This window comes from Enterococcus sp. LJL51, from assembly GCF_049894025.1.
Lineage (GTDB): Bacteria > Bacillota > Bacilli > Lactobacillales > Enterococcaceae > Enterococcus_L.
Genome location: NZ_JBNEQE010000010.1, coordinates 122,884 through 136,226, shown reverse-complemented (window position 1 = coordinate 136,226; position 13,343 = coordinate 122,884). Strand labels below are relative to the sequence as shown.

At 39.3% G+C, this 13,343-nt stretch carries 10 protein-coding genes; 6 read left to right on the top strand and 4 right to left on the bottom strand.

Going from position 1 to position 13,343, the window contains the following annotated elements; genetic code table 11:
• Window positions 1–8: 8 nt before the first annotated feature.
• From ACPWSO_RS10755 to ACPWSO_RS10740, 4 genes are read right to left on the bottom strand one after another with little or no spacing between them, the layout of a single operon-like run.
• Window positions 9–1,409 carry an alginate O-acetyltransferase AlgX-related protein gene (locus ACPWSO_RS10755; protein WP_426083224.1) on the bottom strand — a complete coding sequence of 467 codons (1,401 nt, stop codon included), beginning with the start codon at window positions 1,407–1,409 and terminating at the stop codon, window positions 9–11.
• Between the two features lie 11 nt (window positions 1,410–1,420).
• A complete protein-coding gene (locus tag ACPWSO_RS10750; RefSeq protein WP_426083222.1) occupies window positions 1,421–2,827 on the bottom strand; it encodes an MBOAT family O-acyltransferase in 1,407 nt (468 codons plus the stop codon).
• A gap of 27 nt (window positions 2,828–2,854) precedes the next feature.
• Window positions 2,855–3,478, bottom strand: a complete 624-nt coding sequence (locus tag ACPWSO_RS10745; RefSeq protein WP_426083220.1) for a hypothetical protein — start codon at window positions 3,476–3,478, stop codon at window positions 2,855–2,857.
• A 22-nt stretch (window positions 3,479–3,500) separates the two neighbouring features.
• Complete coding sequence (locus ACPWSO_RS10740; protein ID WP_426083218.1) at window positions 3,501–5,768, bottom strand: RICIN domain-containing protein; 2,268 nt, start codon at window positions 5,766–5,768, stop codon at window positions 3,501–3,503.
• A 277-nt stretch (window positions 5,769–6,045) separates the two neighbouring features.
• Here ACPWSO_RS10740 and serC point away from each other — a divergent pair, with 277 nt between their 5' ends.
• The 6 genes from serC (at window position 6,046) to ACPWSO_RS10710 (ending at window position 13,330) form a co-directional block, all read left to right on the top strand.
• The gene (gene serC, locus ACPWSO_RS10735; RefSeq protein WP_426083216.1) at window positions 6,046–7,137 is read left to right on the top strand and encodes a 3-phosphoserine/phosphohydroxythreonine transaminase; all 1,092 of its coding nucleotides are present in this window, start codon (window positions 6,046–6,048) and stop codon (window positions 7,135–7,137) included.
• On the top strand, window positions 7,138–8,325 hold the full coding sequence (locus ACPWSO_RS10730) for a phosphoglycerate dehydrogenase (RefSeq protein ID WP_426083214.1): 1,188 nt from the start codon (window positions 7,138–7,140) through the stop codon (window positions 8,323–8,325). It abuts the gene before it with no gap.
• Window positions 8,325–9,566: a DUF1015 domain-containing protein gene (locus tag ACPWSO_RS10725; RefSeq protein WP_426083212.1), complete on the top strand. Its 1,242-nt coding sequence runs from the start codon at window positions 8,325–8,327 to the stop codon at window positions 9,564–9,566. Before ACPWSO_RS10730 ends, ACPWSO_RS10725 begins: the two co-directional genes overlap by 1 nt.
• Window positions 9,567–9,754: 188 nt before the next feature.
• Window positions 9,755–10,570 (top strand): glutamate 5-kinase, encoded by an 816-nt coding sequence (gene proB, locus ACPWSO_RS10720; protein WP_426083210.1) that lies wholly within the window; start codon window positions 9,755–9,757, stop codon window positions 10,568–10,570.
• A complete protein-coding gene (locus tag ACPWSO_RS10715) occupies window positions 10,563–11,810 on the top strand; it encodes a glutamate-5-semialdehyde dehydrogenase (RefSeq protein WP_426083208.1) in 1,248 nt (415 codons plus the stop codon). Before proB ends, ACPWSO_RS10715 begins: the two co-directional genes overlap by 8 nt.
• Before the next feature lie 761 nt (window positions 11,811–12,571).
• Window positions 12,572–13,330, top strand: a complete 759-nt coding sequence (locus ACPWSO_RS10710) for a MurR/RpiR family transcriptional regulator (RefSeq protein ID WP_426083206.1) — start codon at window positions 12,572–12,574, stop codon at window positions 13,328–13,330.
• Window positions 13,331–13,343 lie beyond the last annotated feature (13 nt).

Genomic DNA, 13,343 nt, shown 5'->3' with positions numbered 1-13,343 from the left:
ACTATTTTTTATTTAATATTGTTTTTCAATAGGTCTTCTGAATAAACAATTGTAGCTGCACCAGCTTCTACTGTCATAAAATTGATATGTGTGTCTTTCGGCAGCTGCATATTGGCTAAATACAATTGAAATCCTGCGCCATCCTCTTCGTCCTTTGAAAGATAAAAAGGCTGGTAGCAGACTGTTTGATTGGTTTCATTATTTCGAACCGAAAGATAAATTTCTGTTCTATCCGTAATCTGCTTCGGATCCACGGCTCCCTGCAGTAGATAGTAATCATTATCCTTTTTAATTGTCATTGAGGTATCTGTCTGAATCTGACCACCAGTTATATTGGGCACAATCGGCCCAGTCATAATTGGAATATCAATCGTCAGCTTTCTCAACGTCCGTTCTGCCCGTTCAACTACTACATGTGTCGGCAGGTACTGATCCACCTGTAGAAAACTGTATGGAACATATCTGGTAAAATAACCTTGCCCAAATTCATCAGCCATAAACGGTACTAAGCTCTCGCCAAAAGAATCTCTGTACATCAACAAACGGTTCTCTTCAGCTGCACTAGTAGTTTCAATCCACGGATCCATCATATCTGTAATATCATTTACTACTGTATAGCGATGAGAATAATACTGATTTGCTTCTTTTTTTGGCGCTTTGGGATACAACATTTCCGAAATATCCCCCACATGATCCTTTCGTTCTTCAAACGGAACATTTAGAAAGGTTTCATGCTGCAACTCAAACCGCTCCATAATCGAACGATAGGCAAGCAAGGCTCCCTCATTCGTCCAATGTGTGTCTCCATTAAAGTATAGGATAGGCTCCTGTTCTTTAAAGACAGCCTCTAAATCGACATAATTTACATCATACTCTGATAGTAAAGAAAGCAATCGGGAAAGGTTGCTTTCTTCTGCCTTATGATAGCGGCTGGGCATATTCTCATTATATAACGTATTTTTGTTCACTGGCGATACAAATAAAAACTGAGCACCACGGTCTATTGCATATTTCTGCATAATCTTCAGATTTTGAGCCGCCATAAACAGCTGACGATTCGTCATCTGATTTTTCCCTAGGTAATCATCCAGTGTACCATTAAAATAAAGCCAGCCGTTCTCCCCAACAATTACTCGGTCCGTGGCAGAACTTCCTACAGTATTACTGCGTACCATAGCGTTAGCCGTAACCAGCTGTTCTCGAAAGGCAAAGTGATCTTCAAAATATGTCCCCATATCCTGTAGAATCCCCCAATTCCATTCACCGTCCTTTTTCATTGACGGCCACTTTGCCAGCTCGGTTTTCTCTGCTGTTTCGTTGGTAGGCCAAAAGGTCATACCGGCAAACGGAATTAATAATATTGTGAAAATACATAGTAGATATACGATATATTGTCCATTCTTTTTCATTTGCCGTCCTCCTAAAATCTAAAATAGATGAATGGATTGTATGTTCCGCTGGATAAACTTAACATACATAAAACCAGCAAGATAATCGAACTGATATAGGTCATAGGAAGCAGTACTTTTTCCAATGAGCTATCAGGTGCAATCCTCATCTGTATATTAGGTAAAATCGGCATACTAATAATCATTCCAACAACTGTTGCTAAAATAAAAATCGGCGTCAGTTGTTCAAAAGCCAGCATTTGCTGCGTCTCCGTAAAGTGAAACCCAGTAAACATTTGACCAATCATATGCAGCCCCTGCTGAAAGCTTTCTGCACGGAACAGGACAAATCCAACAAAGACCACCAGCAGCGCATAAATATGACCTAAAAGTCGCGGCAGCCTCTTGACTGGTAAAAATTCTTCAATCATTTGAAACAATCCATGCCACAAGCCCCAAATCACGAACGTCCAGCTTGCGCCATGCCACAAGCCTGTAGAAAAGAAGACGATCCATTTATTGAGGACTGTCCGTGTTTTTCCTTTACGGTTTCCTCCCAACGGATAGTAAAGATATTCCTTAAACCAGGTTGACAGCGAAATATGCCATCTTCGCCAAAATTCTTTAATTGATCTGGATACATAAGGATAGTCGAAGTTTTCCAGAAAATGAAAGCCAAACATATGCCCTAGTCCAATAGCCATATCGCTATAGCCGCTAAAATCAAAATAAATCTGCAATGCATACGCTATTGCACCAATCCATGCTGAAATAATGTTAATCTCAGCAAAGGGAAAAGCAAAAACAGCATCTGCGGCTATCGCCACAGCGTTGGAAATCAATATTTTTTTAGACAACCCAATTGTGAAACGGCGAAAGCCCATTGCTATCCGCTTGGGATCAGCATGACGGTTATCGATTTGCTCCTGAATATCATGATATTTTACAATTGGCCCTGCAATTAACTGTGGGAAAAATGAAATATATAATAAGATATTAAAATAATTTTTCTGAACTGCTACATCTTTTCGATAAACATCAATGACATAAGACATGGCTTGAAATGTGTAAAATGAAATACCTATTGGTAATTTCAAACCAGGTCCTTCAAAAGCCGTACCCAGTAGCCCGTTTACTGTCTCAACAGCCATATCAGAATATTTGAATACACCTAGTAGTCCCAGATTAATAAGAACTGCGAAAAAGAGTGCTAGCTTTCTTTTCTTTACTTCTTCCGTTACTAACAACAGACCAAAGAAATAGTTAATCAATGTACTGATAATCATCAGCACAATATAAACAGGCTCACCATAAGCATAAAACAGCAGGCTTGCTCCAATTAATAGAAAATTGCGCAGTCTAACTCCTTTTACTAAATAGTACAGGATGAACAGAACTGGCAGAAAAACGCATAGAAACGTCATTGAACTAAAAACCATAGTTATCGTTGCCTTCCCCTCTAAGCATTACTGGCTGCTTTCTATTTCCTTCATGGACTTTTCTGTTTCGAAGGTACTGACCTGTTCTCCGGTGACACTTTCGTATTCAATATAAGCTACATCATCTTTAATAAAGAGTGTTGCCTCTTCTAAATCATCAAAAGGGAAACCGTGCAAAATATATTCTTTGCCATCCTTTGTTGTTAAGGAAAGATCATAACCTGGAATGATAACTTTTGCATCGCCATCACCAGAACCCGCATCACTATCCGTTTCAGGCGTGAAATACATTTTTCCCTGTTCATTTTTTAAAAATGGATTATTTTCTTTAAGCAGATTTCCTTCAAAAGCTTCTTCTGACATGTTCTTAATAGCGATACCTGTAATATCAGAGCCTGTTTGATTATCCAAAAGCTTCTCATATTCTCCTGATTTTCCAGTTTGTGTTCCGATTATTTTCGTTTGTTTTTTTGTTTCTGTCTTTCCCTTTGAAGAAGAATCGGTCCCTGTATTTGCTGTACTGGATTCTGATACCTCACCTGAAGAGGAATCGGATGTTCCGGTCCCTCCAGACGAAGCAGTTGTTTTACAGCCTGTCAGTAGAAAACAGCTGAAAAGAAGCATTGCCCCCGCTAGTTTATACTTTTTCATTCGAAGTTATACTCCTTGTTTTTTAATTAACGCGACGATAATTTTGGTACCTCATCGTTCCCGGATTGCCATAACGAAATTGATACCCATTGTACCCTTTAATTTCGTATTCTCCTTCCGGATCAAACACATAAACTGTACCACTCATGTTAATCTCAACCCAGCCATGGGCACTGGCACCGCCGCTCACTGTTCTCACGCTACCAACGGTTACATGTGCATCATAGCCCAGTTCTTTGGCCATGTAATAGAAAGTGCTGGCAAATGCGTAACAGTTGCCTCTTCGGTTATTGAACCCTTCTCTTGCATACCACTCAGCGAAATTCGCTCCTGCTGGAGGTGCTGACAGTGACTGATATCTTATACTGTTTACAGACCAGTTATAGGCAGCCCGCAGATTCCAGCCCACTTGATTCAAAATATTGTAAGCCTGCTGCTCCATAGCTGTTCTGTTCTTGGTTAATGTATAGGCTTTAGTCGTTATACCCACTTTTCCATTAGCATAGATATGAGTATCAAAAGCACCGCCATCACGAAAATCCTTGCTCCGAATATTTACAGTCCATGAATTGTCGTAATTTTTGCTACCTGCTAACCATTTGATATCATCTTGCCCTTTTGTACGGCTCCATGTCGGGAACGACATCGATGTTGCACTTACACTTGGATTGAAAATAGTCATTCGAACGGCTGTATTATCCGATTTTGTCATGCGAATAAAATTGGTTTGGTTCAAATTCTCAAGCTTAAATTGTTGCGCTTTGGTACGATTTAAACCATACATTTGTACATTAGCTCCATTTTTATTTTGAGCAGCTTCGATATCTAGATACTTTCCTAACTTATTTTGAATATAACAAAAGCCATTCCCCGCATCCACAAACCTAAATTTCTGTGCATCTGTTCCATTCCATGCATACTGCTGTACATTTGCTCCATTCGCCTTACTCCCAGATGCTACATCAAGTACTTTTTTAGATTTTTCGTTAATTATTCTGTACCAATTAGCATCAACAACTTCAATAATAAATTTTTGCTGAGAGCCTCCGCCCTCTCTCCAAAGCTGCACATTCGCTCCGTTTTGAGTACCACCTTTATAAACATCTAAAACCATATTTGTATTTACATTAGAAGAAATGAAATAGCGGGCACCACTTTGAATTTGAACTACATTAGGCGCACTAGCTGCTGCTACTCTCCATTTTTGCTCAGTTGATTCGGTCAATGTATCCGCTTGAACAGTTGTTTCCATTGTTGCTTCTGCTGTGTCCCGTTCAATATATTCTCCAAGTTCAGATTGAATATAGACATTTCCATCACCGGCATCTATGAATCGGAACCTCTGCTCTTCCGCATCTTCTTCCATGCTTAACTGTACAGCAGCCTTATCAGAAGTTTTCTCTTCCTCAACATCTAAGGCCATATTAGAGCTGGAATTAGTAATTGTATACCATCCATCTGTCACTTTTGTTACCGTAAAATGTTCAGCACTACTATATGTTGACGGTTTTACCTTTAACTCATTCTTAGAAGCTTCATCAACAGCAAGTACACTGTCTGTTTCAACTCCAGCAAACTGATATAACCCATCAGTAATAGTTACAACATTTGGTTCAACGGCTTTATCCAGACGCCATTTCTGTGTTTTGTTAGCATCAAGCTGGTTCATTTGAACTGCTGCTTCAATCGAATTTTGGGTTTCTGACAAATTTAAGACAGTTCCCAGTTTAGATTGGATGTAGAGATTTCCATCACCAGCATCTACAAATTGCCATTTCTGCGCATCTGTATCCTTTTCTTCTGTTTGAATAACTGTTGATTTATCAGCTGTTATGTCAGCTTGAACTTCTAAAAATAGTTGTGAATCAACATTTTGGATTTGATACCACTTATCATCCAATGAAATGATTTCAAAGTTTTGTCGGCTATGATAAATTTGTTTGTCCAGTTTCAGTTTGCCTGAATCTTTTTCCATACTCAGTAAAGTAGACTCCGTCGCTGTCCAGATGTTATAAATCCCACTCTGAACTTCCACTCCTTCTGACAATTCATTTTCTTCTAAGCCTTCTTCTGCTTCAGATGTTTCTTCTGTTCCCTCACTACTTGATTCGGAATTGTCCAGAAAATCTTCACTTTCAAAATCAGAGCTCTCCATTTGAGACTCACTACTGTTTTCTTCTGTTTTCTCGCTACTAACAGCTGAGCCTTCTTCTGCGTGTACCATTTCCGGTACACCATAAGAAAACATCAGAGATAACCCTAACATAATGGACAACATTTTTCTCTTCATATTTAGTACGCCCCTCAAATTATTATTAAATACTTAAAAAAACCCCAGTTATTTTAATGATAAACTGTCAAATCACAGAATGCAAACGTTAAAAAAGAGACAGACCTGTTTTCTTCTAATTTTAATAAGAAAAATTCTCATTTTTAACTAAAAATGCCTTTATCTTAAAATATATACACATTAAATTAGTTTTAATCTTTTTTTAATGTGAGCTTTCTGTTATAATAATTTTCACATTTAATTTCGTTCAGCAATGAACAAAGAAGGAGAGAAACGTATGACAACAGTTTATAATTTTTCTGCAGGTCCGGCGATTTTGCCAAAAAGTGTTTTGGAGAAGGCACAATCTGAATTAGTGAATTATCAAAACAGCGGCATGTCCGTTATGGAGCTGAGCCATCGATCCTCCTTGTTTGAAACGATTATTCAGCAGGCTGAAACCCTGTTGCGAGAGTTAATGAATATTCCCGATAATTACAAAGTACTATTTTTACAAGGCGGTGCCAGTCTTCAATTTACAATGATTCCATTAAATTTGGCACAAAATAAAAAAGCTTTGTATATCAATACAGGTTCATGGTCGAAAAAAGCGATTAGTGAAGCCAAAAAAATTTCCAACGTTCAGGTAGAAGTCATCGCTTCCAGTGAAGATAAAAACTTTACCTATATTCCCGAGGTTGAAAAAGACGCAATTCCTCAAGACGCTGCATATGTTCATATCACAACAAACAATACAATTGAAGGAACGGTTTATTATGACCTGCCGGATACTGGCGATGTTCCGTTAATCGCCGATATGTCATCCAATATCCTATCTATTGACTACAATGTTGCTGATTTTGGCTTAATTTATGCAGGCGCACAAAAAAATATTGGACCTGCTGGTTTAACAGTAGTTATTATTAGAGAAGACTTAATTGGACAAACAGACGTGATGAGCGCCATGCTGGACTACGACATTCAAGCAAAAAATAACTCCCTTTACAATACTCCACCGACGTTTGCTATTTACATGGCAGAATTAGTATTCGAATGGATTCGTGAACAAGGCGGCGTAAAACAAATGGAGAAATTAAATAAAGAAAAAGCTGAGCTTCTGTACAAAGAAATTGAAGCCTCTCCATTGTTCTCATCTCCTGTGGATCCTAGATACCGCTCTATCAATAACATTCCCTTTGTAACCGGGAGTGAAGAATTGGATAAAAAATTCAATCAGGAAGCACTCGCCGAAGGCTTTGAAAATCTCAAAGGTCATCGCTCTGTCGGTGGTATGCGCGCTAGTTTGTATAATGCCTTTCCAAAAGAAGGCGTAGAAGCGCTTGTAGCATTTATGAAAAAATTTGAAGCAGAAAATGGAGGAACGAACTAAATGTTTGATATCAAAACTTTCAATGCCATCGCACCAGAGGGCTTAGCCCGTTTCGATGATCCTCAATTTACCGTGGACCAGACAGATACACCAGCCGGAATCATTTTGCGTAGTGAAAAGCTTCATAACTATGCATTTCCAGACTCTGTGCTGGGTGTTGCCAGAGCTGGTGCAGGAACGAATAACATTCCTGTTAAAGAATGTGCTGAAAAGGGGATTGTTGTTTTCAATACACCGGGAGCTAATGCTAACGCAGTGAAGGAACTGGTGGTTGCTTGTCTACTGCTTTCTGTTCGTCCTGTATTGAAAGGCGCTAATTGGGTGCAGACACTTTCAGGACCAGATATCGAAAGTCAGGCGGAAGCTGAGAAGAAGCAATTTGCCGGAACCGAGCTTGAAGGTAAGAAACTGGGCGTAATCGGTTTAGGTGCAATTGGGGCAATGGTGGCTAATGATGCGTATCGTTTGGGAATGGATGTTACTGGATATGATCCTTTTGTTTCAGTAGATACAGCTTGGAGTATTTCTCGTCGCGTAAAACGGGCGCAGAGTATGGATGAAATTTTTACGAACTGCGACTTCATTACTGTCCATGTTCCACTAACTGAAACTACACACCACCTAATTGGTCAAGATGAGCTGAACAAGATGAAACGCTCTGCTGTACTGCTAAACTTTGCCCGTGGTGAACTAGTGGACACAGACGCAGTCTGCCAAGCAGTCAACAATGGGTCTATCGGCAGCTTCGTCACTGATTTTGCTGATGAACGCTTGTTAAATAACGAAAAAATCATGGTTCTGCCTCACTTAGGCGCTTCTACCGAAGAAGCCGAAGTGAACTGTGCTAAGATGGCTGCCCGAACACTGAAGAAGTTTTTAGAAACTGGAAATATTAAACGCTCTGTCAATTTTCCTACAGTGGAAATGGCGTTTAATTCGCCTTACCGCTTTACAATCATTCATAAAAACGTACCAAACATGCTGGGACAAATTTCTACAGGTATCGCGGAAACCGGAATCAATATTGATACGATGATTAACCGCAGCCGTGATGACTACGCGTATACCTTGGTGGATATTGCAGAAACAAATGAAGAAAAAATTAAAGCCGTTGCTAAAAAAATTCAACAGGCTGAAAATATCATTAAAGTACGGACAATTAAAAATAATGAGGCGGTGAACTATTAATGGTAAAAATTCATCCTTTCAGGAGTATCCGTCCTGCGGCTAAGCTCAGTGAAAAGGTCGCTACATTACCCTATGATGTTCTCAACTCCGCTGAAGCTCGGGAATTGGGGCAGGAAAATCCGTACTCTTATCTGCATATTGATAAAGCTGAAATTGATTTACCGGAAGAGTTATCTCCCTATGACAGTCAGGTTTACGAAAAAGCCGCCGATAACCTAAAAGCTTTTATTGAAAAAGAATGGCTGTTGCAGGAAGAGAACCCAGCACTGTATTTATACGAATTAGTCATGAATGGCCGTTCTCAAACTGGACTTGTTGCCTGTACAGCAGTAGAAGATTATACCGCAGGAAAAATCAAAAAACATGAATTTACTCGTCCGGAAAAAGAAGTGGATCGAATTCGTCATATAGAGGCCTGCGATGCTAATACTAGTCCGATTTTTCTTACGTACCGGTCGCAAACGGATATTCAACAGCTGATGGACAGCTGGAAATCTGCCCATACTCCTGTCTATGACTTCACCAGCTTCCACGAGGTTGGACATAAGGTCTGGGTCATTGATGAGAAAGAGGTTATCTCTGCTTTCACAAATGCTTTTGAAGCTAATGTTCCTGCCTTATACATTGCTGATGGTCATCATCGGACAGAATCAGCCGTTAAAGTTGGTGAAAAATATAGGGAACAGCACCCGCAGCTGCCGAAGGATGCTGAGATTAACTATTTTCTTTCAGTAATCTTTCCTAAGGAAGAGCTGGAGATACTTGATTACAACCGTGTAGTCAACGTTCCTCTTCCAGAAAATTTTCTAAAACAGCTTGCGGAGAACTTTACTGTGGAAACTGCAAACGCAGGAAAACCCGCCCAACCGAAAACCTTCGGTATGTACTTAGACGGGCAGTGGTATACACTAACTGCAAAAAAACACATTCTTTCAGATGATCCAGTTGAAGGTTTGGATGTTTCTCTCCTTCAAAATCATGTTTTCTCTGCCCTTTTTGGTATTCAAGATGTTCGAACCGATAAACGGATTGATTTCGTCGGCGGCATAAGAGGCATGGCAGAGCTGGAGAAATTGGTAGACAGCGGACAATGGACAGCTGCATTTGCTGTTTATCCAACCACAATGGATGACTTGCTAAATGTCGCCGATGCTGGGAAAATTATGCCGCCAAAGTCTACGTGGTTTGAACCAAAGCTACTTAGCGGATTATTTTTACATGATTTAGAGACAAAACGCTAAGAAAGCAGTAAAATAGAAGAACAATCAAGAGAGCTGGGAACTATGACTTCATAGTCCTGGCTTTCTTAGAATCTAAAAATGATAAACTGCCCCTGCCTATTTATTTTTACTTGCAACTTTACTAACCGTGGGTTTATGCGGTTAGTCCAGCAGCCAGCAGCTTTATCGGGAATTGTATGGGGGATAATATGCGTAGACAATTAAAAGAAGCCAAGCGAATTGTTATCAAAGTTGGAACCAGCACACTGATTTATCCGAACGGAAACATCAATCTGCGTGCAATTGATCATCTGGCATTCACCTTAACCGATCTTAAAAATCAGGGTAAAGAAATTATACTGGTTTCTTCAGGCGCGATTGGTGTCGGACTCAATAAACTGAACCTTGATCAACGACCCCCAACTATTCCTGAACAGCAGGCAGTAGCTGCGGTAGGTCAGGCGGAACTGATGAATATCTATAATCAGCGATTTTCCACTTACAGCCAACAAATTGCACAGCTTCTGTTAACAAGAGATGTAACAGAATATCCTGAAAGCCGCCGCAATGTAGTCAATACTATGGAACAACTACTGCGAATGGGATTAATTCCTGTTATTAATGAAAATGACACCGTAGCTATTGATGAACTAGACCATTTGACTAAGTTTGGCGATAACGATCAGCTTTCAGCAATCGTGACACAGCTAATTAATGCAGATGCATTAATCATGCTTTCCGACATTGACGGCTTTTTCTCAGACAACCCAAATACTAATAAAGCAGCTGTCCTGTATTCTGAAATCAATCAGATTGATGACGCTTTGCTGCAGCAGGCCGGCGGAAAAGGCAGCCGTTTCGGTACAGGCGGTATGTTCAGCAAGTTGAAAGCTGCCGAACGTGTACTTGAACAACAAAGCATGATGGTTTTAGCTAACGGAAAACAGCCGCAGATTATTTTTAACATTTTAGCAGGAGAAGATATCGGTACTTTATTTATTGAAAGGAGAAATGGGCATGACTGATTTAATTACACTGGGGCAGCAGGCAAAAACTGCTGCTTATCAACTAGGTTTACTGGATACTAAAAGAAAAAATGAGCTATTGCTTGCGATGGCAAAACAGCTTGAAAAAAGTATTCCTTTAATTTTAGAAGCAAACAAAAATGATTTGGCCGCTGCAGAGGAAAATGGTATCTCTGAAACAATGCAGGATCGTCTGCGTCTGACAGAAGAGCGGATTTTTGCAATGGCAGATGGAATTCGTCAAGTCGCTGGGCTGAATGACCCAATTGGCGAAGTAGAAAAAATGTGGAAAAATGAAGACGGCTTAATGATTGGAAAACAACGAGTACCATTAGGGGTGATTGGAATCATCTATGAATCCCGTCCAAATGTCACAACGGATGCCGCCAGTTTATGCTTTAAATCGGGAAACGCAGTTATTTTGAGAGGAGGAAAAGAAGCCTTTCAATCTAATCAGGTATTAGTTTCCATTCTCCAGCAAGCATTAAGTGATAGTGATTTTTCGCCTTACGCCATTCAATTTGTGGATGATACTTCTCGGGAAACGGCTAAAAAGCTAATGACCTTAAATGGATATCTAGATGTCCTAATTCCTCGAGGCGGCGCCAATCTAATCAAAACGGTGCTGGAAACTGCCACTGTTCCCGTTATAGAAACAGGAACAGGAAACTGTCATATTTATATAGATAAAGATGCTCAGCTAAAAATGGCAACAGATATTACTGTTAATGCTAAATGTCAGCGGCCATCTGTGTGTAATTCCGCAGAAACCCTGCTTATCCACAAAGATGTAGCCCAAGACTTTTTACCTGTTATTGAAGAAGCTTTAAGCGAGTATAATGTGGAGCTGCGGGCTGACGAGCGTGCCCAGGCTATATTAAAACAATCCATACCAGCAACTGAAGCAGACTGGGGAACAGAATTTCTTGATTTCATCCTGGCAGTCAAGGTCGTTAACTCTCTAGATGAAGCAATCGCCCACATTAACAAATATAATACCAAGCATTCTGAAAGTATCATCAGTGACAACTATTTTGCTACACAGCAATTTTTGCAGCAGGTGGACGCTGCAGCAGTCTATGCTAATGCATCTACACGTTTTACCGATGGTTTTGTTTTTGGCTTTGGTGCAGAAATCGGAATCAGCACTCAAAAGTTGCATGCCAGAGGACCTATGGGGCTAGATGAGTTGACCTCTACTAAATATATTGTTTATGGTGACGGCCAGTACCGAGCATAAAATTGAGGAATTACTACCTGAAATAAAACCGGCAGAACGCTTCGAGTAAAAGTTTCCCCCAGAGTTATCCCCGATTGTGGATAACTAGCTCTATATTCCGTTTTTTTGTGGATAACTATTTTTTTAATTATAATATCTTTAACTATTTATTCTTTCTTTTATAGTTATCCACATTAATAAGGAATTATCGGATTTTTCGTAATATCCGTTTAACAAGAATTTTTTCACTATTTTTTAATCAATAGAAGCTAATCCTCAGTTCAACAGAGCTTTCCTTTTAAAATAAGGAAAGTTATAAGAAATCAATTTATTTTTTACGGATAATCTAACGCTTTTAGCTTGCTTTTATTCACTAAAAAAGTGAATATATCCTTGTACTGACAGGATTTTAAAGGTTTTATCTGCTTATTTAAAAAAAGAAGAATTTACCCTGCTGCAAAGCGGGAATCGCTAGTAGATATTCGAACATTTTTTTTAGTAATCTAGTAAATATTCGGAAAAAAATTTTGCGGTGAAAAGATTTTTTATGCCCTTGAACCTAATAGTGATATTCAAGTTTTTTTCTATTCTTCACATGCTCGTAACTAGTTATGCACAAAGTTATCCACAGAGCTGATGTTCAGGTTCTTTTATTTACTTTAATTACTTCTTTTCTGCACTAAATTGCTGCTGTTAATTGATTAAAGCAATTGCTTCTCTTTAAACAGACTGAACTGTGCCATTGTTTCAATAAACTTATATCATAAAGCGAGGGAATTCATTTGCTGTTCTTAGACTATAACCCTGATCTCAGCCCTATTGATTTGGAAATCTATAAATACATTGCTGCGCATATGGATCAGGTGATTTATATGCGTATCAGAGAGCTGGCACAAGTTACACACAGCAGTACAGCCAGTATTTTACGGTTTTGCCGTAAATTTGAATGTGAAGGCTTTTCAGAATTTAAAGTGCGGTTGAGTCTTTATCTGGAGTCTCAAAGTCATCAAACAACCATTCATACAGTTGATGAAACGTCTTTTTCACACTTCATTCAGCGCTCTACAGAATCCTTTTATCAGGAACGCCTGCGTGCTGCTGCTGAGCTGCTGGCTGAAAAAGAACTGGTTCTTTTTGTCGGAGTTGGTTCCTCAAAGATTATCGCAGAATACGGCGCTTTGTATTTTTCATCTATCTTCAGCATGGCTTTTAATATTGATGATCCGGTGAATCATCCAGTTAGCTTTTTCAACAAAAATATTGCCAGGAATGTTTGTGTAATTGCTCTTTCCGTCAGCGGAAAAACAACAGCGATAATTGATTATTTGAACCATTTCATTGCCAATGAAAGTTCTATTATTTCAATTACTAATAGTGAAAAATCAGAAATAGCCAAGCTGTCTGATGTAAATATTCCCTATTATATTTCAACAGAAAGTATTGGTGACAGCGATATTACTTCACAGGTTCCTGCACTGTATACAATTGAATACCTAGCAAAAGAAGTTAGAAAACTAAAACACGAAAAGTCGGGAAAATGACTTTTCGTGTTTT

Bases quoted from the DNA above. Each gene is read 5' to 3' on its own strand.
- ACPWSO_RS10755 (WP_426083224.1), bottom strand. From the start codon at position 1,409: ATGAAAAAGAATGGACAATATATCGTATATCTACTATGTATTTTCACA.
- ACPWSO_RS10750 (WP_426083222.1), bottom strand. From the start codon at position 2,827: ATGGTTTTTAGTTCAATGACGTTTCTATGCGTTTTTCTGCCAGTTCTG.
- ACPWSO_RS10745 (WP_426083220.1), bottom strand. From the start codon at position 3,478: ATGAAAAAGTATAAACTAGCGGGGGCAATGCTTCTTTTCAGCTGTTTT.
- ACPWSO_RS10740 (WP_426083218.1), bottom strand. From the start codon at position 5,768: ATGAAGAGAAAAATGTTGTCCATTATGTTAGGGTTATCTCTGATGTTT.
- serC (WP_426083216.1), top strand. From the start codon at position 6,046: ATGACAACAGTTTATAATTTTTCTGCAGGTCCGGCGATTTTGCCAAAA.
- ACPWSO_RS10730 (WP_426083214.1), top strand. From the start codon at position 7,138: ATGTTTGATATCAAAACTTTCAATGCCATCGCACCAGAGGGCTTAGCC.
- ACPWSO_RS10725 (WP_426083212.1), top strand. From the start codon at position 8,325: ATGGTAAAAATTCATCCTTTCAGGAGTATCCGTCCTGCGGCTAAGCTC.
- proB (WP_426083210.1), top strand. From the start codon at position 9,755: ATGCGTAGACAATTAAAAGAAGCCAAGCGAATTGTTATCAAAGTTGGA.
- ACPWSO_RS10715 (WP_426083208.1), top strand. From the start codon at position 10,563: ATGACTGATTTAATTACACTGGGGCAGCAGGCAAAAACTGCTGCTTAT.